The 22,921-nt window shown below is 46.6% G+C and carries 15 protein-coding genes and 3 pseudogenes; 13 read left to right on the top strand and 5 right to left on the bottom strand.

Annotation, left to right across the window (positions count from 1 at the left end):
• Positions 1-108 precede the first annotated feature (108 nt).
• Entirely contained in the window at positions 109-666 is a 558-nt protein-coding gene (locus tag EIM92_RS02045) for a hypothetical protein (protein WP_164515004.1), read from the bottom strand.
• A gap of 245 nt (positions 667-911) precedes the next feature.
• Here EIM92_RS02045 and EIM92_RS24690 point away from each other — a divergent pair.
• The 5 genes and pseudogenes from EIM92_RS24690 to EIM92_RS02025 all read left to right on the top strand — a co-directional run.
• Positions 912-1,016: pseudogene (locus EIM92_RS24690) on the top strand (zinc-ribbon domain-containing protein); the annotation flags it as partial.
• Between the two features lie 30 nt (positions 1,017-1,046).
• Positions 1,047-1,619 (top strand): DUF2628 domain-containing protein, encoded by a 573-nt coding sequence (locus EIM92_RS02040; protein WP_246021181.1) that lies wholly within the window; start codon positions 1,047-1,049, stop codon positions 1,617-1,619.
• A 402-nt stretch (positions 1,620-2,021) separates the two neighbouring features.
• Entirely contained in the window at positions 2,022-4,592 is a 2,571-nt protein-coding gene (locus tag EIM92_RS24455; RefSeq protein ID WP_125081251.1) for a winged helix-turn-helix domain-containing protein, read from the top strand.
• 150 nt (positions 4,593-4,742) lie between these two features.
• Positions 4,743-8,108, top strand: a complete 3,366-nt coding sequence (locus EIM92_RS02030; RefSeq protein WP_125081250.1) for an S-layer homology domain-containing protein — start codon at positions 4,743-4,745, stop codon at positions 8,106-8,108.
• A 316-nt stretch (positions 8,109-8,424) separates the two neighbouring features.
• Positions 8,425-9,066, top strand: coding sequence for a hypothetical protein (locus EIM92_RS02025; RefSeq protein ID WP_125081249.1), 642 nt, complete (start codon positions 8,425-8,427; stop codon positions 9,064-9,066).
• A gap of 26 nt (positions 9,067-9,092) precedes the next feature.
• Here the strand turns inward: EIM92_RS02025 and EIM92_RS02020 are convergent, their stop codons facing one another.
• Positions 9,093-9,827: a GTP cyclohydrolase II gene (locus EIM92_RS02020; RefSeq protein ID WP_125081248.1), complete on the bottom strand. Its 735-nt coding sequence runs from the start codon at positions 9,825-9,827 to the stop codon at positions 9,093-9,095.
• A gap of 41 nt (positions 9,828-9,868) precedes the next feature.
• Positions 9,869-10,963, bottom strand: a complete 1,095-nt coding sequence (locus EIM92_RS02015; protein ID WP_125081247.1) for an LLM class flavin-dependent oxidoreductase — start codon at positions 10,961-10,963, stop codon at positions 9,869-9,871.
• Between the two features lie 252 nt (positions 10,964-11,215).
• Between EIM92_RS02015 and EIM92_RS02010 the strand changes: the two genes are divergently transcribed.
• Positions 11,216-11,728: a GNAT family N-acetyltransferase gene (locus EIM92_RS02010; RefSeq protein WP_125081246.1), complete on the top strand. Its 513-nt coding sequence runs from the start codon at positions 11,216-11,218 to the stop codon at positions 11,726-11,728.
• A 188-nt stretch (positions 11,729-11,916) separates the two neighbouring features.
• Positions 11,917-13,215: an ABC transporter substrate-binding protein gene (locus tag EIM92_RS02005; RefSeq protein ID WP_125081245.1), complete on the top strand. Its 1,299-nt coding sequence runs from the start codon at positions 11,917-11,919 to the stop codon at positions 13,213-13,215.
• A gap of 57 nt (positions 13,216-13,272) precedes the next feature.
• Here EIM92_RS02005 and EIM92_RS02000 read toward each other — a convergent pair whose 3' ends face one another.
• Positions 13,273-14,415 (bottom strand): family 8 glycosyl hydrolase, encoded by a 1,143-nt coding sequence (locus EIM92_RS02000; protein ID WP_125081244.1) that lies wholly within the window; start codon positions 14,413-14,415, stop codon positions 13,273-13,275.
• 389 nt (positions 14,416-14,804) lie between these two features.
• Here EIM92_RS02000 and EIM92_RS01995 point away from each other — a divergent pair, with 389 nt between their 5' ends.
• The 6 genes and pseudogenes from EIM92_RS01995 to EIM92_RS01965 form a co-directional block, all read left to right on the top strand.
• Entirely contained in the window at positions 14,805-16,847 is a 2,043-nt protein-coding gene (locus EIM92_RS01995; RefSeq protein ID WP_125081243.1) for an RICIN domain-containing protein, read from the top strand.
• Positions 16,848-16,909: 62 nt separating this feature from the next.
• Entirely contained in the window at positions 16,910-18,904 is a 1,995-nt protein-coding gene (locus EIM92_RS01990) for a carbohydrate-binding protein (protein ID WP_125081242.1), read from the top strand.
• Between the two features lie 108 nt (positions 18,905-19,012).
• Positions 19,013-19,285, top strand: coding sequence for a helix-turn-helix domain-containing protein (locus EIM92_RS01985; RefSeq protein WP_125081241.1), 273 nt, complete (start codon positions 19,013-19,015; stop codon positions 19,283-19,285).
• Positions 19,286-19,618: 333 nt separating this feature from the next.
• Positions 19,619-19,945, top strand: coding sequence for a transposase (locus EIM92_RS01975; protein ID WP_125080997.1), 327 nt, complete (start codon positions 19,619-19,621; stop codon positions 19,943-19,945).
• Positions 19,946-19,965: 20 nt separating this feature from the next.
• Positions 19,966-20,877: an IS3 family transposase gene (locus EIM92_RS01970; RefSeq protein ID WP_125080998.1), complete on the top strand. Its 912-nt coding sequence runs from the start codon at positions 19,966-19,968 to the stop codon at positions 20,875-20,877.
• 128 nt (positions 20,878-21,005) lie between these two features.
• A pseudogene (locus EIM92_RS01965) lies at positions 21,006-21,152 on the top strand (IS3 family transposase); the annotation flags it as partial.
• Positions 21,153-21,221: 69 nt separating this feature from the next.
• Here EIM92_RS01965 and EIM92_RS01960 read toward each other — a convergent pair.
• Positions 21,222-22,363 (bottom strand): annotated as a pseudogene (locus EIM92_RS01960) (IS256 family transposase).
• Positions 22,364-22,921 lie beyond the last annotated feature (558 nt).

The raw sequence follows: 22,921 nt of genomic DNA, 5'->3' as shown, positions 1-22,921 counted from the left end.
TGTTCAATTGCACCTTAATTATAGCGGGTCGAATATATTGAAGAAGGTGGAAGTCGACTATCTGATCAGGATTTTGAAACGGCGTGGGCCGCTTCATCCATAACTATATTAATCTTTAGAGATAAGGACATTGAAGTCATATCCCATCACAGTAAGTCCTACAAAGATATCTCCTTTGGAATAATAGGAAATCTCATTATCGGATGTATCACTTTCATAGATATATCCCTGGTTTTCCAATTCCCTAACATACTTTTGGATATATTCTTCAGTCGCATCCGTAACATCATATGCATACACCACAGTTTTTCCATCGGATAGCTCTATTCTTTTTCCGGACGAGATACCATTTACACTTGCATAATTGGGAATATCACCATTGTAATCAGAATAAAATTGTCCCTTTCCAGTGTTAATTTCCACTCTTCCAAGTTGATCATTCCAAACATAGTCTACACCAGTAATGTCGCCTAACTTGGCAAGAGGAACATAAGTGCTGCCTTCATAATTTAATACTGGACGTTCAACATCCTTATACTCTACGCCATCGACAATTATGGGATATGTGACAGGAGTCAATATGAACTGCTTAATTTGTTCTGCATAGACCGTTGTTCCTAGCATGAGACAGGCACCTACAAGGCAACCAGAGATAAATTTTTTCAAAGAAAAGCCCTCCCTAATATTTTCCTGCCATTCTATCATAATTAGATAGCAGTATGTATAGAAACTTCGGCATCCTGAAGCGATTTGGGATGTTGTGGAGTGGTTTGAAAGGCGGGTTTGGTCATACTCATACTTACGAAAGCTGTGGCAGATAGTTTTTTAATTCAATTTGAAATGTATAGTAGTTCCATCCGCCTGGTCAATTTGGTATGATTTTACTAGATACATACTATGTTTAAAGTTTGGTGTTCTCTATTAAAAAGGAAGGACTGAACGGAGTGGATTACAAATTTTGTTCTTCATGTGGAAGACGACTAAATGCTACGGCTCGATTTTGTGAGCATTGTGGGATGAATCTTGTGTCACAGGGGGGAGGGCAGGTGCCACCACAACCATCACAAGCGCCAGCATCAGGGCCGCCACCAGTGCCGAGCATGCCAGGACCATCACCCGTACCGTCATCAGCGCCATCCTACATGCCACCACCATATGGTACATATCAACAATATAGCGAGGATGAACTTACTCATTTACTAAGATTACATACAAATAATGATAAATATTTTGAAAAAGTGATGAGGAAATCGAAATGGAACTGGCCTATCTTCCTGTTTGGTCCCATTTGGCTCGGATATCGAAAAATGTATGCGGAGTGCGCAATGTATGTTGGAACTTTATCGCTGATATCGATTTTTTTAATGTTCTTAGGTTCAGAGTCGAGTGGTGGATTTGCAGGGGTGGGTATTGGGATGGCGATTTTGGCTAATCAAATATATTACAAAAAATCTAAAAAAGTGATTGATCAGATCATGCAATCTCATAATGATCCTGAAGTTCGTCGTAATCTAGCCATCCAAAAAGGTGGAACCTCAGGATGGGGGATTGTGTATGCCATTGTAATTTTTATTGTATCGGTTATTATAGAATACCTTATCGAGGACACGTTATTGTAGCTAGACACGGGCTAATACAATATTTAGCGGGTCATTATTTTGAATTGTAATTAATCTCTGGCTTTTGGGCTGGTCCGAAAATATTTTTGAAACTAAACACAAAAATTCTATAAAAACGTTATGAAATGAGTTACACTGAAGTAAGAATAAGTAAGGCGCTGTGCAGGAACATGGTCCATAGTACAATAACTGCATAACGGCCGCTAAGTGGTGGTCGAAATAGACCGTATCCTTAGGCAGGGCGGTCTATTTCTTTTTTATGTAGGTAAGCATAAACGGAAGAGAAACAAGGATATAGATTGAATATCTTTATTAACAAACATAGAAGAATACCATACAACACACGACCCGACCTTAGAGCAATCTGATGGCCGGGTTGTTTTGTGAAGGGAGGGATGTTCAATGATCATCGCTACCAAATTACATATTCCCCGGCCGCGCTCATCGCTTGTTGCCCGGCCTCGTCTCTTTCATCGGCTCCAGGAAGGATTGAACTGTGCGCTGACTGTTGTTACAGCCCCTGCCGGATATGGCAAAACGACGCTCCTTAGTGAGTGGGCAATCTCGATGGAAAGTCCTGTCGCTTGGGTATCACTGGATCAGGGAGATAATCGCCGAATGTGCTTCTGGGCTCACACGTTTGCCGCGCTGAAGCAGGTTTGCCCGTCTTTTGATGAACAGGCTGTTCTTCGGCATGCCGCGGAAGACGCAACGGGGGATTCACTGATTGCCGCGCTTGTCAATGGCTTGCACCGTATATCGCAGACAACATTGCTTGTGTGGGATGATTTTCACTATATTGAAGAAGCCTCCATCCTGAAGGGAATTGTTTATTTATTAGAACGTCTGCCTCCTCATGTTCATCTTTATATCGCAAGTAGAACTAGTCCGCCCATTCCCCTCTCTAGAATAAGGGCAGGGAGCGGGCTGAACCGATTGGATGTAAGAGATCTCTGCTTCAGCCCGGCAGAAACGACTGAGTTTTTCGCATTATGCGGCGGGATGGATTTATCCGCTGATGAAGCGATAGCCGTACAGGAACAGACCGAAGGATGGGCAGCCGCGATGAGGCTGGCAGTTTTGTCGTTACACGAACACGAAAATGCCAGTTCAGCCTTAATGATCCGAAAAATGATGGGAACGGAGCGTGATATTTCGGATTATTTCTTCGAAGAAGTGTTATCCCAGCAGTCTGAAACGCTGCAGCAATTTCTGCTCCAGACTTCGATATTGGCGCGGATGAATGGCGAACTGTGCAAGGCGGTCACTGGCATGGCTGAGAGTAATGTATATTTGCAGCAGTTGGAACAAATGAGCCTGTTTCTGGTGCCTTTGGACGAGCAGCGGGAATGGTACAGGTACCATCATCTGTTCCAGCAATTTTTGGTCGCGCAGTTAAAAATACGGGAACCCCTGCGATGGAAAATACTGCACCTGGACGCGGGAAAATGGCTGGAGGAGAACGATCATCTATATGAAGCGATGGATCATTATTTAGCCGGTACAGGCTATGAGGAAGCGCTGAGGTTGTTGGAAACCATTGCGCCTACGCTCATGATTAATGAATGGTCGACCCTTTGCATATGGCTAAGCGCCATTCCCGATTCTCTGCTGTTTGCGAGGCCGATGCTGTTTTTATCCAAGCTGGCCTCCCAGTATATGTCCGGTCGCATTGAAGCAGCCACGGAAGGGTATTGGTGGGCGGTGCGTAGGCTGGAACAGAATACGGATTTCCTTGATCCTGACACTGGAAGGATACTCCAAGCCGGACTAGCTTTTCTGGCCGCATTCCGCACATTCTTGGATCGGGACTTTGACTATGCTGTGCAATACTCGAAGGAGTATATCGAAAGGCATCCAGAAGGGGATTTCTTCATTGGATTTGGGAGTGGCGGGGACGGCTACCATCCTGTGTGGGACATCTATGTGTCGGATGACAGTCTTGCAATGGCGGAACAGGTCTTAGATCCTTTACTGTCGATTTGGTCCGCAAGCCGGAATATGTATTTTATCGCTCATCTCTGTATAGATTTCGGTAAGTTTCTATATGAACGTAATCGACTGGACGAAGCGGAGAGGTACATGCGCCGAGCGCGCGATATCGGGGAAGCACATGACAATCCTAGTCTTTCGGCGATCGCGTCGCTTTGGTTGGCTCGTATTGCCGTCGTACATGGAGACACGGAGAGGGCAAGTGTCATCATTCAAGAGCTGACGAAGCAGCCTGCACTGAAGGCGAACCCCCGTTTGTCAGGAAAACTCGACTGGTTTCGGGCCATGCTAGCCAGGATGCAAGGAAAAGAGAAGCCTGTGCGACAATGGCAGAATCCGATCGGTTTGCGGGCAAGCGATGAAATTCCGCTAACGATGCTCAAGGAATATGAGCTGCTGGCTTCATTGCTGACAGAGCAGGGGAAAACCGAAGAAGCAATAATTTTAACCGATCGTATCCTCGGTATCGCGAGTAATGCCGGACGGCAAAGCGACAAAATTCGTCTGCTCGTCATTAAGAGCCGGATTCTCGCTTTGAAGGGACAGGTTGCCCAGAGTATAGATGTGCTGGAAGAAGCACTTGCTTTGGCAGGGCCGGAAGGATACATTCGTACCTTTGTTGATGAAGGAGCACCACTAGGTCATTTATTGGCTCAATATCTCACATTGCGTCAAAGTCAGCAGCATCGCCCCAGCCGAAAGGTTTCTTTACCGTATGTGAAACGATTGCTGCGGCTAATCTATCCTATTACGGGAGGAATGGATTCGTCCTCAATGGAAGGGAATGGGGGTGTTCTGACCGCCAAAGAACAAGCTGTGCTTCGGCTAATGGAAATGGGGTTGTCGAACAAAGAAATTGCGCTTCAGCTGAATGTTTCTTTGGCAACGATAAAAACGCATATTAACAATATTTATGGCAAATTACAGACCAAAGGCCGATTACAAGCATTGGAACGTGCCAGAACACTAAAGTTGTTCTGACCCGTTTCTTTTTTTGCCCCAATCGTCTCCACCCCCTAAATCAACCTTTTCGCTTAAGGCGTCAAGTAGGGTTGATCACGAAAGAGTAGGAAATGTGTATAATCGCCTGGATGAGCTTCTAGAAAATAAAAAAAGGAGGATTTGTATGAGATGAATCAGGGGAGTAACAAAGTCTGGATGCTGCTGCTGGCGATCTGGCTTGGCTTGGCGGGACTGTTTCCGGCTGCGTTGGTACAGGCCGCCGATTTGCCGTTTGCCCAAGGGGCAGGTTATGAGCCGGGTGCTTATGATTACGAGGCGGCACAGCCGACAGCTTTTAATTGGACGAGGCAGTCCAGGTTTATGGGAAGCCCGGATCATGATGTAAAGTGGTCGTTCGAAGCCGGGGACAAAATATATTCAACCCCCGCGATCGGGGCGAACGGCACGTTGTATGTTGGTTCGTATGACGGAAAGCTGTATGCGCTGAATTCGAAGACGGGCAAGCTGAAATGGACATTTAAGACAGGGGGGGCTATCGCCTCATCGCCTACAATCGGAGCAGACGGCACGGTTTATATTGGTTCTGGCGACGGGAAGTTGTATGCACTAGATCCAAATGCGGCCGATGACGATGATCGAGAGAAGTGGTCGTTTGCAACAGGAGATCGGATATATTCATCTGCTGCGATTGGGCAGGATGGGATCATTTATGTTAGTTCGTATGATGGGAAAATATACGCGCTGGATCCCGATGCTGATCATGGACAGCGGGAGATATGGTCCTACGAAATTGGTGGTCAGATAGATTCATCGCCTGCAGTTGGAGTGGACGGCACGATCTATGTCGGTTCTGGCAATGGAATCTTCTATGCGCTGGACTCCGATGCTCAGGATGAGGCTCAGCGGCTGAAGTGGTCATTTGAACCAGAGACAGCAGAGGAGTGCTTGTGGATGATGGATGGGCCCTGTTCGTTCTACTCATCGCCTGCGATCAGCGCAGACGGCAGCATGATCTATGTTGGTTCGGATGACGGATACGTCTATGCGCTGGATCCGAATGCTGATGATGCCCATCGGTTGAAGTGGTCCTATGAAACATGGGGAGCGGTATCCTCATCGCCAGCGATTGGGCAGGACGGCACGGTCTATGTCGGTTCACTTGATGGAGCGTTATATGCGCTTGATCCAGAGGCTGTGGATGAACATAAACGCGAGAAATGGTCGTTTGATACATCTATAAAAACATGGTGTATGATCATTTCATCTCCTGTGGTTGGAGCAGACGGTACAATCTATATCGGTTCGATTGGTTGGTATGGGGACGGAGCGTTATATGCGTTGGATCCGAAGGCTAACGATGATGATGAGCGGGTATTGTGGTCATTTGCAACGGGGAAAGAAATACGCTCATCGCCTGTAATCGGCCCGGACGGTACAGTATATATCGGGACTGATGATCATAAGCTCTACGCCATTGGTACAAGGTCAATAGCTGCTCCGGAGAAGGTGACCGCAGATGCCGGGGAAAATGCAGCAAGGCTGGTATGGGAAGCCGTCGACGGGGCTGTCGGCTATAAGCTGTATCACTACCAGGGGACAGCTTCTCCTGTACAGTCGGAACAGTGGGAGCTCGTGAACGTGGATGGACTTATTACCGGTACAGAATATAATGTAACCAGCCTGACGCCGGGCAAGTTATACTGGTTTGCGATACAAGCCGTTGCCATGGAGGGAACTGAAAGCGATTTATCGGAGCCTGTCTCTGCAATGCCGTACACAAATGTAGCAGAACTAATGGCTCTTTCAACGATCCGAACAGCCAAGGGAACGAAGCTGGAGCAACTGTCCCTGCCTGTCGGGGTGCGTGTCCGTCTGACCGATGGCTCTGAGCGAGATTTGTCGGTAAGCTGGGACTTGGTGAATACAGATTATGACTCGGGACAGGCGGGAGCTTATACGGTCACAGGAGAGCTGCAGTATCCGGAGTATATTCGTAATCCAGGCAAATTGAATCCAGAATTGACCGTGACCGTGCTGCCGAGCAACGATGCGAAGCTGCGTGATATCCGACTGGACGGGGAATTGCTGCCGGGCTTTAAATCGGAAATTTACACCTACAACCTACATTTTCCTTATTTGATCGAACAGATTAGCGTGACGGCTGCAACCTACGAGCCGGGAGCGAAGTCAGAGATTATCGGAGGAAACGTGCAGCGGTTGCAGGTGGGAAGCAACCATATTGAAATTATTGTCACTGCGGAAAATGGAGATACACAGCAGTACACAGTCACTGTGATCAGAGAACCGGATGCATTGGCCCCCATCTGGCCGTCTGGCAGCGAATTGACTGTTTCGGATATTACACAGACGAGCGTGAAACTAACATGGCCTTCGGCACAAGATGATTTTGCAGTTAGCGGATATCGTCTATACCTGAATGACGAGAAGAAAGTCGATCAGGTCATCGGCCATTATGAATACTCGGTTACGGAAAGTGTCTATACGTATACGGTGACAGGCCTTGCCCCGGGTACGAGCTACCGCTTTACGGTCAAAGCCTATGATGCTGTGGGGAATGAAAGCGAACCTGGGCTAAGCCAGACAGCGGTGACACTCTCGCGTTCATCTTCTGGCAGCAGTAGATCGGGTAGAGGTACGGCAGGTGGCGATCGGCATTTATCTCGTAACGCCAACTTGAAGACGCTGGAAGTATGGGTGGACGGTAAACGTATTTCTTTAACGCCATCGTTTACAGCGGATACTTTGTCCTATACAGTCAAGACGGGAGCGAAGCAAATCGAGGTGAAAGTATTCGCGGAGCACCCGAAGGCCAAAGTGACATGGCGGGATCAAGTGGTAGACAGTAGCATCAAGATCGATTTACAAGAAGGAGACAATGCTATCCCGTTGCACGTTCAGGCGGAGGATGGTACACGCAAGGTATATACGCTATTCATCGAGCAAAAATCAACCCCGCCTGCCGAACTAGCAGCGCCAGCCATCTCGTTTAACGACATTGCTCGACATTGGGCGGAAGGCTATATCAAGCGCGCAGCGTTGGAAGGCATCGTCAGCGGTTACCCGGACGGCTCGTTCAAACCGAACCGACCGCTCACCCGTGTTGAGTTTGCAGTCATGCTGGCAGGTGCTATGAAATGGGAAGGCGACGCAGTGGCGGTAATATTCACCGATCATGATCAAATCGGCGCATGGGCGAAGAGTAGCGTTGCGCAGGCGGTACAGGCAGGCATTATAAGCGGATATGAAGATGGCAGCTTCCGTCCGAATGCTCCCATTACCCGTGCGGAAATGGCGGCAATGATTGCGCGGGCGCTCAAACTGCAGTCTAACCCCGATGCATCAACCGGCTTTGCCGATGACGACACGATTCCACAATGGGCTAAAGGCCCGGTAGATGCTGCTCTCAAAATGGGTCTCGTGGCTGGCCGAGGGGGGAACCGTTTTATTGCGAACGATGCGGCGACCCGCGGGGAAGCGACGGTGATCGTGCTCAAAATGCTGTCGATAGAATAAATTTTATATTATAGATGTGATGATTGATTCTTAATCCTTAGCGGGTTTGCGTAATGGCGCAAAGCTCGCTTTTTTTTGCATTATAGGAAGCCCTTTGGCGGTAAATTCCAACTTTTACGTGGCGGGTGAGCGTTCGTTCTGTTTTATTGGGCTTAACGTTTAACAAAGAAAAATACTTAGCATATATAGAGAGTAAGGGATGGTTAGCATTAATGATAACCGATTTAGACAAGTTCGGAACTTATGCATTGAATAAGGAGTAAGCCAGGAGAGCGGCTAATGATTGTGAAAAAGATGTATTAGGGAGGGATGAGCCTTGAAGAAGGATAGGCTTTCTTTTGTCGTTATTATTTTAGGCTTGGTTATGTTAGCGCGCGACCATCTAAAAAGATCCCTTGGAGACGGTATTTTTAATGCCTTAGGCATTTCACCATGGACAGGGGAGAACGAGACTGGCTTTCATTTGTCTGTAATTCTGGGTCTGGCCCTATTAATTACGGGCGTTGTTTGGGCCACAAAATCATATCGATCGTGGTACCCTCAAGTACTTAGCAGGATTATCATGGTGTGTATTGCTTTTATATTCATATTTCCAGTAGCTACAGAGAAACTTATGTTTCTACAAAAACATAATTCGAGTGGCGCTGCATCATTTGACTATGTCAAAAGCGATAGTCGTTGTCATGTTCAAGTCAAAGAGCATGGAGCAATAGCGAACTGTTCATTTACCTTCTATAACTATGGCAAGGAAGAGAAGATTACAATTAAGCCGATACTGTCTAAGGGTTATGAGGATATCGATTTTAAGGCAAAGGATCTAACTTTACAACCACATGCTAAAGTTGAGGTTAATGCCAATTTTTACAGTAATCAGAATTATGGAACTTGGTTCACGGGGAACTATCAAGACATCGGGGCAGAAATTGAAGTAAACGGGACAAAGAAAAAATATGAATAACTAAATAGAGGGGCAAAGCCCCCCTTTTATTCCTCTAAATGCCCGGAACGCTGCACTTTTGTTTGTAGGTAGAACTCATTGAAGGCGGATTCGCCACCCCAAATCGGTTCTCTTCCGGATAAGGTGAGCCCGGCTTTTTGCAGAGCATCGAGTTTTTTTGGATTGTTGGTCATGAGCGTAACAGGTTTGGTGCGGAGGATTCGCAGTACGTTTAGTGCATCAGAGTAGTTCCTGGAATCGTCGACAAATCCAAGACTTAGGTTAGCCTCGACGGTGTCGTATCCATTCTCTTGCAGCACATAAGCCATAGCTTTACTGAATAATCCAATGCCGCGTCCCTCGTGATTGGCCAGATAAAATAGCGCGCCTGTACCGTGCTGTACGATATTTTTCATGGATGTCTTGAGCTGATAACCGCAATCGCATTTTTGACTGCCGAAAATGTCGCCCGTGTGGCAAATCGAATGCATGCGAATCAACGCTTCGTCAGCATTTTTAAAATCACCGTACACAAGCACGCTCGATTGTTGATATTCCGCTAAGCTTGCAGACGACAGCTGGTCAATGATTTCCTGGAAATTATCTGTGACTTGGCAGCGGCTAAGCCAGCAATACCATTGAAAAATAACGGTCTCCCCATCCAGGTCGACAGGTAGCTTGATCGGTCCAACGAGGTAAATGCCGCCTTCTCCAGTTTGAATTAATTGGATTTTATCTTTTAAAATATCCAGTGCTTTCGCTTCTAGCTTAGTATCCGACATGAGATCATTCCTTTATTCCATAATAATTAGGTCATTTTAGGTCAGGCATTTGGCTTCGTAACGGCATGGCCTGTTTCTTTGCGAACGACCGGGGCAACCTTTGTTGCTAGCAGCTCTATGCTTTGTGCAACTTTGGAAAAGGGGATGCCGCCCACGTCAAGCTGTAACATGAACCGTTGATGGCCGAAGAGCTCGTATTGATGTAGGATTTTATCGATGATTAATTGCGGATCACCTACGAATAGCGCTGTTTCCGGGCTGGTCATTTGTTCGAAATCCGAGCGGGACAGCTTCGGTGCGCTTCCGCCCAACTGTTTATCTACATATTGTCGATAATTGGCATAGTAAGGGTAATATTCATCTTTGGACTGCTGCGTTGTGGAGGAAATATAACCATGGCCAGTAATCGCTACTTTTAGTTCAGATGGTTTGTGGCCTGCGGCAATTCCAGTCTCTCGATAGGCTTCCACCAAGGCTTGAAAACGATTAGGAGCACCGCCGAGAATCGCTAAAGCCATACCGGTTCCGAGCTTCCCTGCTCGCTCCGCGCTGACAAGCGAACCGCCCGAACCAATCCACATGGGAATTTGCGGTTGGACGGGACGTGGTGCAATTTCCGCTTCCTGTAGTGGAGCACGAAACTTGCCTTGCCAAGAGACTTTCTCCTGATGATTTAATTGCTGGAACAGCTCAAAGTTCTCCATGAATAATTCATCATAGTCATTTAGGTCATAGCCGAACAGGGGAAAAGACTCTAGGAATGCGCCGCGCCCAGCAATAATTTCAGCCCGTCCATTCGATAATAGGTCTAGTGTGGCATACTCCTCAAATAATCGCACAGGATCTGTCGTAGTCAGGACAGTTGTCGCGCTCGTTAGTTTGATTCGCTTGGTAGCTTGCGCGATAGCCGCCAAAATAACCGAGGTTGCCGATGCCGCATAATCTAGACGATGATGTTCACCGACTCCGAATAGATCTAGTCCAGCTTCATCGGCCAGCTTGGCTGCTTGGATCATTTCCTGCAGGCGCTGCCGACTGCTGATGGTTTCACCATGATACGGATCAGGCACAAGATCGCCGAGGGTATAAACCCCGATTTCCATTCCTTGATGCTCATTCTGCATGCTGTCGTTCATTGCGGAAACTCCTTCGTGATTAGAATTACCTTGTATTCGAATTGTTTGCAATCCCTAGTTTGTTAATTCATAAATGCCTAATTCTATAATAATACAAAGAACTTAATATAGGAACTAACAACTATAAAGTGTCTTCTTTTGCATATTAATTCTGGGATTTTGAAGCCGAAGCTGGTTCTTGGTTCATGTAGTTTATGCTTCAACTTCCACTCTTTGGATTTTGGTTGTATAGTAATGGAAGGAGGTGGGGCCATGAAATCTGCTATTTTTATGAGATCGGAAAGGCTGGTATATCGGTTAACCATGGTTCGCGATGTAGAGATGGTTTTAACCCTAGAAAACGATCGCGAGAACATATCCTATATCATTCCATGGTCAAGGGATGAACATATTACAACGTTAAACGACTCGGATAAGAGGCATATTGTCATAGAGGATGAAGAGCTGAACCAGGTTGGTTATATTATTTTAGCTGGTCTGGAAAATCCACATCAGAATATAGAACTAGTCAGAATCGTGATTTCTAAGAAAAATAAAGGCTACGGAAGAGAAGCAATCAGGGCGCTTTTGCAGCATGTATTTGGAGAGCTAGGTGCTCATCGCATATGGCTGGATGTTAAGGTACATAACGAAAGGGCCAGACAGCTTTACTTATCCCTAGGGTTCAAGCAGGAAGGAATATTAAGAGAGTGTATTAAGAATGGCGATCATTACGAATCTCTGATCTTAATGTCCCTGCTAAGACAGGAATTTACTACTCCATGAGTGGATATCTAGAAAACTTAATTGGAATCTAAAGAGGGATCGCATGAAAAAATTTAGATTTAATCGGTCGACGGAAATAGGGAAATGAGCGGCTCTACATAACAATCAAAATATCAGACCACATACGCCCAGGCCTAGGATAAGGAAGTCTAAGGACGGGGCGTGTCGTAGACAGGGGATATAATAAAATGAAGAAGCTTTGCCTGTTGTTAAGTCTGCTCATCTTATTACCTGGTTGTCAGGTACAGGTAGAAGAACACGAGCATAGAACCTTAAAGGTACTTGCTTTTAATGAAAGAACATTTAATCAGCTGTACGGGAATTTTTTTCTTGCCACACACTCTAATTACTCTATAGAAGTTGTTTCGATTTTTGAACATCTTACTCCAGGAACGAATATGACGGATACAATTGAAGAACTCATAGCAATGGAAAATATAGATTTAATAACTATCCCCATGGAATCCTACTCCGTACTTCAAGAAACGGGCAAATTACTCTCCCTGGATGAGATGATAATCAAGGATCGCTTCGATCTTACGAATTATTCACCAGCTGTCCTCGACTTCCTTCAAGATGAACAAGGCAAGATACATGGGCTAACGCCAACATTTGTAGGGGAAGCATTATTTTATAATAAAGAGCTTTTTGATGAGTATCGTATTTCATATCCAAGAGACTTGATAACATGGGAGGAAGTATTTGCACTTGCTCATAAATTTTCAGACTTTAAGGATGGTCAGACTCCGCAGTTTGGGTTCTATCACAAAAAAGCTGCTAACCCCTTTATGATGGCTTTAACAATAGGAGAAGGCAGTGGGTTATCCGTTTATGGAAATGGGAAATTTACTCTAAATTCTTCGTCGTGGGAGAAAATATTTGATGAAGTGACATCGTGTTTCAAATCGGGGACCTGTTTTGACCCAAATCAAGTAGAACAAACGGAATCCTTGAACATAGAGGATGTAACGAAGAAGAGTTATCCTTTTTTATCGGGTAATATTGCAATGGCTGTTGCTGATTCCTCGTTATATCGAATTTTAGATGAAGAAAATAATGAACTTGAATGGGGAATTACAACGCTTCCTATTCGTGCAGAACAGCCAAATATGGGAAATGGGATAACGATGAATGACATATTTTCGATTCCATCCAACAATGACGACACCAAGGGAGCCTGGGAATTCATCAAGTATGTTTCTGGGAATGATTATGCACGACTGCTCCCGCAAATCAACACGATGGACTTACCTGTAAGAGTAGCCGAGAATCAGGAGGAATCCATCAAAGCATTTTATAAATTGGAAAAGGTAAATCATACTTTAGTGAATGAATTCAGGGAACTACCATCAGAAATATACCCTAAGATCGATGAAATCTCGGCAAGGTATCTAGCTGAAATGCTGTCCGAACAACGAACCGTTCAAGAATCTCTACAGCTCATGGAGGAGGAACTGCAAGTAACACTTGAATCTATGATGAAATAAAGGCTGGACATCCTTGCGATGCCAGCCTTTTTAAATACTCTGCCACCAATACGGTCATCAGTATATCCGATAGTTCCCGCTCAAGGCCAGCAGGCTGAAGAAGTACAGGCAGTTATCGTAATAGCGACGGTCGCCCGTACGAAGCGGCGTGTTCCAGAACAGGTGGACGAAATGCTCTGCGTCTGGGCCGTCGGCGGCGAGGGAGGCTGCCGCGATGGTGGCCAGAAGTCCAATGGGATGCAGCGATGGCTCGTCAAAAGGCTTCCCGTCAATCGTATACCGGCGGTAGTCGGAGACATCGATGTCCCGGAAAAATGCTTGGATTCGGTTGGATTGCTCGACCTGCCAAGGGTCCTGACGGAACCATACCCAATCCAGGCCGATATTGGCGGCCACTCGGTAAGAGTCGCTGAAGAAATGACGGAAATCGCCATGCGGTTGCGGGGCGGCAGGTGTTCCGTCAAAGTTTGCGTACTCCGGGGCAAGGCCGGTTTGCGGATGGCATGCCGTATGTAGGTAGGCGCGGCTGGCCTTGGCGGCCTCCCGCCAAAAGACCGTGTCCCGCTCATCGGCGAGCAGGGCGAATAAATCGTAAAAATGAGGGAGATGGTATGACGGATCGCTAAACGTGGATTCTGGGACGAACTTGATTAATTTCGTTGCTGGGTCCCACATCGGATCGCCTTCGCCGTCCTCTCCCTGATGCAAGCATGCTCTTAATATCGTTCGTGCCTGCTCAGAATAGTTATAGGGTTCCGGGCCGTCTCCCCAACGATGTGCAGCGAAGAACAGAGCCATGGCAAAGAATTCCTCCCCGTCCGGCGCTGGCCCTTGAGAGATGCGGGTACCGTCCGGTTTGCAGTGCCAGGCGAAGTAGTTGGCGTAGCGGCCTTCCTTGTGCTGCATAAACGTTTTCGAGAAATTCCACAGTCGGTCAAACTCCTCCTTTTTATTCATTTGCACGGCCATCATCATCCCGTAAGACATCCCTTCCGTCCGCACGTCCAAATTTCCGGTATCGAGAATATAGCCTTTATCGTCGCCCATCGGATAATAAATACGCACATCCGGATCTCCATAAAACAAATCGCTCCATGCCTGTTCCAGTTTGGCTTGGATGTCCGCTTCCGGATAGCCGAGCTCCTTGAGCGGGTTTCGGTAGTCTTTCGTATGGAAAGCGCCCAATTGGCTTGTGGACATAAAAACAGCCTCCTTTTTCTATCTCGTTAGTTTGCTTCATCATAGCACGACAGGAGGTGAGCAAATTAAAGCGCTTTCCCTAATTATCTTAGAACTTCTCTCGGTAAGAGAAAGAGAATATGGTGTTTTTACTTTCCTGAAAAACAGTAAAAAGAAATTTCAACAAAATCACAAAAAGTCCATTTAGATTCTTCAAAAGCAACTATATAATTAATTTTTTGTAATTGTAATTTATTGCTAAAAATAGCAGAAACGAGGTATAATGGGGTGGTAATTTGTTTAGAAGGGAGGGAGAGTCTCGGATCGTTAAGACATTCTTTGGACTTCCAGGAGGCAGCAGTTTCCGTTGGTGCTATTTTAAGAACCCGTAGGAAAGGAGGAGACGTATCATGATGTGGAGAAAAACTCACTTATTTTTGATAGCGCTTGCAATGGTAGTGACACTCAAGTCACCTGCTCTGCATGCTGCACAGGATCAAAATTCGTTTGAGAATCCCATCATATGGGCTGATGTACCGGATCCAGATGTCATTAGAGTTGGTAACGCGTACTATATGACAAGCACAACGATGCATATGAACCCTGGCGTGCCGATCATGAAATCTTATGATCTCGTTAATTGGGAGATTGTGAATTATGTTTACGATACGCTTGGGGATTCGGACGCACAGGCGTTGAGGAACGGTCAAAATGAGTATGGCAAAGGCTCATGGGCCAGCAGTTTAAGATATCATAACGGCACTTATTATGTGGTCTTTTCCTCCAGCACAGCGGGCAATACATTCATCTACAAGACTAGGGATATTGAAAAAGGGCCATGGACACGTTCCACGATCGGTTTTTATCATGACATGTCTTTGCATTTTGATGACGATGGGCGTGTCTATTTGGTTCATGGCAGCGGCGATATCCGGATTACGGAACTTCATTCGGACGCCAGCGCCGTCAAGGCGGGTGGACTAAATCAGGTTATTATCCCCAATGCCAGTCAGGTTGCAGGCTCGAATATAGGGCTCCCAGCTGAAGGGGCGCATATTCAGAAAATTAACGGTAAGTATTACATCTTCCTGATCACCTGGCCGCAGGGAAAAGGCCGTACGCAATTGGTTTATAGAGCGGATCACATTACGGGGCCTTATGAAGGACGGGTTGCTCTGGACTATGCTGGCGTTGCTCAAGGTGGAATCGTGGATACGGCGGATGGCAAATGGTACGGCATGCTTTTCCAGGATCATGGATCTGTAGGGCGCACTCCCTTCCTTGTTCCAGTTGCCTGGCAAAACGATTGGCCGGTATTCGGCGTGAATGGCCAGATTCCCGCCCAAATGCCAAAGCCAGTTCCCGGCGTGAATTCTAATCATAAAATCGTGGCTTCTGATGAATTCGAACAGACACGGCTTCCGCTTGTATGGCAGTGGAATCACAATCCCGTTAACAATCTTTGGTCTCTGACGGAGCGCCCGGGATTTATACGGCTGAAGACCGGACGAACCAGCACAAGCATTTTGGACGCGCGCAACTCACTGACGCAAAGAAGCATCGGGCCGGAAAGCTCCGGTCGGATTGCCATTGATGTAAGCCAAATGAAAAGCGGAGATTATGCAGGGCTTGCAGCTTTGCAGAAAAACTATGGGTTCGTCGGGGTGAAAATGTCCGGGAATTCCAAATCAATCGTGATGGTCAATGGCAGCGGGGCAGCACCGGTGGAAGTGGCGAGCGTACCTCTTGCGCAGGACAAGGTGTATTTAAAGGTGGAAATGGATTTTAAAAATAGAACCGACAAGGCTTACTTCTATTACAGCCTGGACGGAAATCGGTGGACGGCTATTGGCGACACGCTGCAGATGAGCTACACCCTGCCACATTTTATGGGCTATCGATTTGCTTTGTTTAATTATGCAACGCAATCAGCTGGCGGGTACGTGGATTTCGATTATTTTAGAATCGATAATCGGATGACAGGGACGGAGGGAGCGGGAGAGTCGCCTCAGTCACCTGTACAAAGCGGATCGGTGTATAAGCTGAGAAACGCGCATAGCAGCATGGTCATTGGTATCTCTGCCATGTCCACGGCGAATGGAGGACAAGCTGTCCAATGGAACGATAATGGCAGTGCAGATCATCAGTGGCGGTTTGATCGCTTAAGCAGCGGCTACTACAAGCTGACGAATATCCATAGCGGCAAGGTGCTAGGGATTGAGAACATGTCCACCGCGAATGGCGCTTCCGCCGTACAATGGGATGATAATGGCACGGCGGATCATGAATGGCAGCTCGCCCCCGTGGGCGACGGCAGCTATAAATTGGTCAATCGCCATAGCGGCAAGGTACTCGGCGTGGACGGCATGTCCAAGACGGCAGGTGCAAAAATCGTACAATGGGACGATAACGGCACGGCGGATCACAATTGGAGTTTCGCATTCATGAGGTAACGAATATGCGAAAAGTACGAATGCACGGAGAAGTTATTTTTAACAATGAGGAGGGAATTAAAATGAAGAAGGGTAAGAGAAGCATAGTTTTACTATTAACCTTTGTGCTGCTAGGGATGGGGATGTTCCAAAGTCAGTCCGTCCACGCGGAAACGCCGGCGATCGCCAAAACTCCTGGCAACGCCAATCCGCTGATGGATCATAAGCTTGGGGCTGACCCGTTTGCGATGACCTACAACGGTAGGGTCTATCTTTATATGTCCAGCGACGCTTATGAATACGATAGCAACGGAAAAGTGAAAACTAATTCGTTCAGCAATTTGAATAAGGTGCATGTCATTTCCTCGGACGACATGGTGAACTGGACGGATCACGGCGCTATTCCTGTTGCAGGGCCTAATGGCATCGCCAAGTGGGCTAATGGCTCCTGGGCTCCGGCTGCTGCCCATAAGAAAATCAACGGACAGGACAAGTTCTTTCTTTACTTCTCCAATAGTGCAGGAGGGCTTGGCGTACTCACCGCAGACAGCCCGATCGGGCCGTGGACAGATCCGCTTGGAAAAGCGCTGGTGACTCTAAATACACCTGGTGTTGCGGGTGTTGTATGGCTGTTTGATCCGGCCGTATTGGTCGATGATGATGGCACGGGTTATCTGTATTTCGGCGGTGGAGTTCCCGGCGGCAACAATCCGACCCAGCAGCAATGGGCGAGTCCTAAGACAGCCCGCGTCATCAAACTAAGCAATGATATGATTCATACGGAAGGCAGCGCGCAGGTTATTGACGCTCCATTCTTTTTTGAAGACTCGGGAATCCACAAATACAACGGCAAATATTATTACTCTTACTGCTCCAACTTTGGTGGAACTCATCCGCCAGGAACGCCACCTCCTGGAGAAATCGCCTATATGGTGAGCGACAACCCGATGGGGCCGTTTACTTATGTAAAATCGATTCTGAAAAATCCGTATGAGTTTTTCGGCGTCGGGGGCAATAACCACCATTCCATCTTCCCATTCAACAATAAGTGGTATATTGCTTACCATGCCCAGACTGTCAGTAAGGCCATACTGGGTGATGGACTCGGATATCGCTCGCCTCATATTAATGAGCTGACGTATGCGGGAAATGGGGAGATTAACCCGATTCAGGGAACAATGAAAGGCGTTACACAGATCAAAAATCTAAATCCGTATCTACGGACGGAGGCTGAGACGATCGCCTGGCAGGGCGGCATTTTGACGGAGGTTGCTCAGGCGCCAGGCGGCATGGTGCCAAACGTAAACATGAACGTAACCGATATTCATAATGGTGACTGGATTGCCGTCGCTAATGCCGACTTTGGTTCGGAAGGCGCAACGAGCTTCAAAGCGAATGTGGCCTCGACGGTTGGTGGCCAAATTGAAATTCGGCTCGGTAGCCCAACGGGACAGGTGATCGGAACGCTCCAGGTGAACCCGACAGGGGGCAATCAAACATGGAGCCTCCAAGAAACTACGATAAACGGCGTGACTGGCGTGCATCATGTGTACTTTATGTTTAAAGGCGCAAATGGCCAACGTCTGTTTAACCTGGATTACTGGCAGTTCGGCAGCTCCTCGGGCGGAGGGCAGTCGTCCGATATTGAGAACGGCCGCGTATACACGTTGAAGAACGAGCATAGTGGTCTGATGATCGGCATAGCAGGCGCATCTACAGCCGATGGCGCACAGGCCCTGCAATCGAACAATTTTGGTGCGACGGATCACGAATGGCGGGTGGACAGCTTGAATAATGGCTATTACAAGCTGACGAATATGCGCAGTGGTAAGGTGCTTGGTATCGAAAACATGTCCACTACAAATGGGGCCAAAGCCATCCAATGGGATGATAATGGCACAGCGGATCATGAATGGCAATTCGCTCCGGTGGGCAATGGCAGCTACAAGATTGTCAACCGCCATAGCGGTAAGGTGCTCGGCGTGGATGGCATGTCCACGACATCAGGCGCGAACATTGTTCAATGGGATGATAACGGCACAGCGGATCATAACTGGAGATTTGTGCTTGTAAGATAGTAACAAGAAAAAGTAAGAACCCACCCTAAGGTTGAAGTGCACCCCTTAGAATAGACATTGGAAAAACCCCTTGGTATAACTGATGAATTCTAGGGGGTGCATTTTTAAATGGCGATTAAAGGTCAAAAGTTTAAAACTTATTCAGAGGAACTAAAGATGGAAGCTATCCGCCTGCACGTGGAGGGAAACTGGACATACCAGCAGATCAACGAACATCTAGGTATCCAAGATAAAGAACGAATGAAACGGTGGATGCGGAAATATCGAGAGCAAGGTGAGTTTGGATTACTGGATCAGCGAGGAAGGCGAAAGGAGTATCTGGATCAAGAACGATATGTGCAGCAGCTGAAGCGGGAGAACGAGATGCAAAAAAAGTGTTAGGAAACTTGGATGAGGGAGGTAGGAAAGAACGATTCAAACTCGTCGAACAGGCAGCCCAGCGAGGGCTAGGTAGCTGAACTGTGCCAGCTATTTGGTGTTTCCAGAAGTGGTCACTATGCCTATTTGAAGCGAAAGAATTATGACCGGGATGCCGAGGCCAAGCGTCAAGTTAGCACAGTGTATCAACTCTATGAAGGAAAGTGCGGTTACCGGCAGCTCCAACTTTTCTTGTGGCAGGATGACGGCGTATGGATGATCCTATTTAGCCCCCAAATGAACTTGGACAGTACACCCCTTATTCCGATAGAATGAAATCAGTCGGAGGGGAACGCAATGGAAAGAAAACGGTATGATCTGAACTTCAAGAAAAAGGTTGTATCCAAGGGGCATGAAATCGGCAATATGACGGCAGTAGCCAGGCAGCATGATCTTGATCCGAAGATGGTGCTGCGCTGGGCAAGAGAATTGAAACGCAAGGATCTTGACGAATTGGATGGCGATGCTTTGAAGCATGCTTCATTCGTTCCTACAGCCTCAGATTATGCAGCCTTGGAGAAGGAGCACGAGAAACTCAAGAAGCTCTATGCAGAGCAGGCGCTAGAGAGGGAAATCCTCCGTGACCTGTTAAAAAAAACGAACCCACACTTGCGGATAAAATAGAAATTTCGCAGAAATACATCATGCAGGGCTATTCAATCAGCCTTGTGCTGCGCATTCTGGAAGTGGAGCGTTCCACATATTATGCACATGTGAATCGCCCGAATCAGCAAACTGAGCGAATCCTCAGGAACGGTCGCTCCGCGCCTGGTTACTCATATACGCAAGACAACAAGCGAATTAGCGATGAGCAAATCTGTGAGTGGATCATGGAGCTGTTGGCCGATGAGTACACGTCTGTCTACGGATACCGCAAGCTGACAAAGATGCTGAGGCGCCAGCACCACCTTGTGATTAACAAGAAGAAAGTCTATCGGCTGTGCAAGAAAATGAATGTGCTTCGCCCTCAGCGGAAGCTCAAGGCCAAGCATCCGAAACGACTCGCAAATAACAAAGTCATTACCGCTTCCAATCAACTGTGGGAAACGGATATTAAGTATGGTTGGCTCGAAGGTGAACAGCGCTTTTTCTTCCTGATGAGCATCATCGATGTGTTCGACCGAGCAATTGTTGCTTATCATCATGGCTTGTCCTGCGAGGCTAAGGATCTGGTTCAAATCACGCAGGAGGCACTAATGAAGCGCCAGCTCTTTGACAAGGCGAATCGACCAATTATTCGATCGGATAACGGTCCACAGTTCATTAGCCATCGGTTTGCGGAGGCTTGTGAACAGTTTGGAATTATCCACGAACGAATACCGCCTAAGACGCCGAATAAGAACGCCCACATCGAGTCTTTTCACTCGATCCTTGAATCGGAATGTTACCAGCGCCACGATTTTGAGAGCTACCAACAGGCATATAAGATCGTTAGCGGTTTTATCTACAATTACAATCGCAATCGCATCCATGGAAGCATATATGATATGTCGCCGTACGAATACATGGAAGCAGTCCGGCAAGGCAATGTAAGACCCAAGGAAATCAACGTGTAAGGCATGATCGTCATCAGATGAAAAACTATGAAACATCGAGCGATTCTATGCAATCATTCGAATAAGAGGTGCTGTGTCCAATATTAGGGGGTTAACCCGGATCCACAAGAAGGTATCACCTCAAAACGGAAGGACTCTACCCCTATCACATCCGAAGTTTAGCTGAAGCACAAAGTCGAATCGAAAAATACATACAATTTTATAACCGACAGCGGTCACAGGGCAAATTAAATAAACTGACGCCGATAGAGTATCGGTGCCAGTTTACAGCCTAGGTGTTGGGTCTGTTAAGAATTTTGTGTAAACGAATGTAGAGGATGATGCTTAGAGGGGGACTCCGCCCCCTACCTCAAGTGCTGACCCACGCGATCAGGGAAGAAAACCGAAAACTGTAGCAGCATTTGTCCCCAGTTCTGAACACGGCCCGCCCATTTCCGTACAACGTCCATTGTGGATAAATACAGCATTTTAAGGAGAGCCTCGTCGCTCGGAAAGATGCTTTTGCCTTTCGTCACTTTGCGCAATTGACGGTGATAACTCTCGATCATGTTCGTGGTGTAGATCAACTTGCGAATTTCCGGCGGGTACTTGAAGAATGTAGCGAGCTCGCCCCACAAGCGCCGCTTTTTCGGTTGCTGCTTTGTAGATCGGCTTCAGATCGTTTAAGTCCTTGTAGGACACGTGGCGCGTTGAATTACGGATTTTATGGATGATGGACTTCTGAATCTCTATAGCGGGGTAACAAGCGCTTATCGCTTGCGAGAAACCGGTTAGATTATCGACACACGTAATGAGAATGGCTTGTATGCCGCGGTTTTTTAACTCGTTCAAGACATTGAGCCAGAACTTGGCCGACTCGTTTTCGCCAATCCACATGCCTAGGACGTCTTTATTCCGTCCAGATCGATGCCGATGACCATGTAAGCCGCCTTGTTGACAATAGCTCCGTCTTGCTTCACTTTGAAATGAATGGCGTCGAGAAAGACAGCGGCATACACGCTCTGTAGTAGCCGATTTTGCCATTCCTTGACCATAGAGATAACCTTGTTCGTCACGTTCGAGATCAGTGTCGGGGAGACTTCGATGCCATACAACTGCTGTAGATGATCTTGAATTTCACGCGTGCTGACGCCCTTCGCGTAAAGCGCAATGATCTGTTCCTCAATGTTGCCTGGACATTGGACTGATGCTTCTTCACCACAAGCGGTGCAAACTCGCCCAAGCGATCATGGGGTACGAATATTTCTTGCTTACCATACTCACTGACGACAGTTTTCTTGCTTTTGCCATTACGGCTGTTTGACGTCGCTTTCGCCGTGATGTCGTACTTGGCATAGCCCGGATGTGTTTCCATCTCCGCTTCGAGCATCTCCTGGATTGTTTCTGCAAACAGGTTCTTTAATGCATTTTGAGCATCCTGTGCTGTTACCAGATTATTCTCTTTAATGAAGTTGCGCAACTGTTCTTCGTCCAAAATCCAATGTATTCTCCCAACCCTTCTATTAGTTCCATTTTAATAGGTTTTGGAGTTTACACAAACTATTATACAGACTCAATCAGATTGAACGGCCGCATAGGCAGATTACGTATTTACATATCATGCTCCATCAAGCACTAAGTTATGGTTGAAATTTATTTCTTCTTTAATAAGTTAATGAAAGATAAAACACATATAAGCAAATTAAATAGAATCATGATCCAATATGCAATAAGCCATGACTTACCGCCCAATACTATAGATGGATTTGTATTATGTCCATCAACATAAATATTTATATTCCAAAATAACTGCATTGATATTATTAAACAAATAACACTTATAACAAATATACTTAAATTTAAAAATTTGTATTTCATAATCATGTCCTTTCACTTTAAAATTTTATTGTTTGATTAAAAAATGATGTAAAGCTTCCTGGATTTCTTCATCTTTTCTAGCCTCAGTTTCAAAAGTAATATATGATTTATCTTCATTAATTTTTATTAAAGTTGGAACTCTTGATACAGCATATTTATTTAATACATCTTCAAAATATTTATCATC

The organism is Paenibacillus lentus (genome assembly GCF_003931855.1).
Lineage (GTDB): Bacteria > Bacillota > Bacilli > Paenibacillales > Paenibacillaceae > Fontibacillus > Fontibacillus lentus.
This window is presented reverse-complemented; position numbering and strand designations above follow the sequence as displayed.

Coding starts and splice junctions, on each gene's coding strand:
- EIM92_RS24455 (WP_125081251.1), top strand. CDS start 2,022: ATGATCATCGCTACCAAATTACATATTCCCCGGCCGCGCTCATCGCTT.
- EIM92_RS02030 (WP_125081250.1), top strand. CDS start 4,743: ATGAATCAGGGGAGTAACAAAGTCTGGATGCTGCTGCTGGCGATCTGG.
- EIM92_RS02020 (WP_125081248.1), bottom strand. CDS start 9,827: ATGTCGGATACTAAGCTAGAAGCGAAAGCACTGGATATTTTAAAAGAT.
- EIM92_RS02015 (WP_125081247.1), bottom strand. CDS start 10,963: ATGAACGACAGCATGCAGAATGAGCATCAAGGAATGGAAATCGGGGTT.
- EIM92_RS02010 (WP_125081246.1), top strand. CDS start 11,216: ATGAAATCTGCTATTTTTATGAGATCGGAAAGGCTGGTATATCGGTTA.
- EIM92_RS02005 (WP_125081245.1), top strand. CDS start 11,917: ATGAAGAAGCTTTGCCTGTTGTTAAGTCTGCTCATCTTATTACCTGGT.
- EIM92_RS02000 (WP_125081244.1), bottom strand. CDS start 14,415: ATGTCCACAAGCCAATTGGGCGCTTTCCATACGAAAGACTACCGAAAC.
- EIM92_RS01995 (WP_125081243.1), top strand. CDS start 14,805: ATGATGTGGAGAAAAACTCACTTATTTTTGATAGCGCTTGCAATGGTA.
- EIM92_RS01990 (WP_125081242.1), top strand. CDS start 16,910: ATGAAGAAGGGTAAGAGAAGCATAGTTTTACTATTAACCTTTGTGCTG.
- EIM92_RS01985 (WP_125081241.1), top strand. CDS start 19,013: ATGGCGATTAAAGGTCAAAAGTTTAAAACTTATTCAGAGGAACTAAAG.
- EIM92_RS01975 (WP_125080997.1), top strand. CDS start 19,619: ATGGAAAGAAAACGGTATGATCTGAACTTCAAGAAAAAGGTTGTATCC.
- EIM92_RS01970 (WP_125080998.1), top strand. CDS start 19,966: ATGCAGGGCTATTCAATCAGCCTTGTGCTGCGCATTCTGGAAGTGGAG.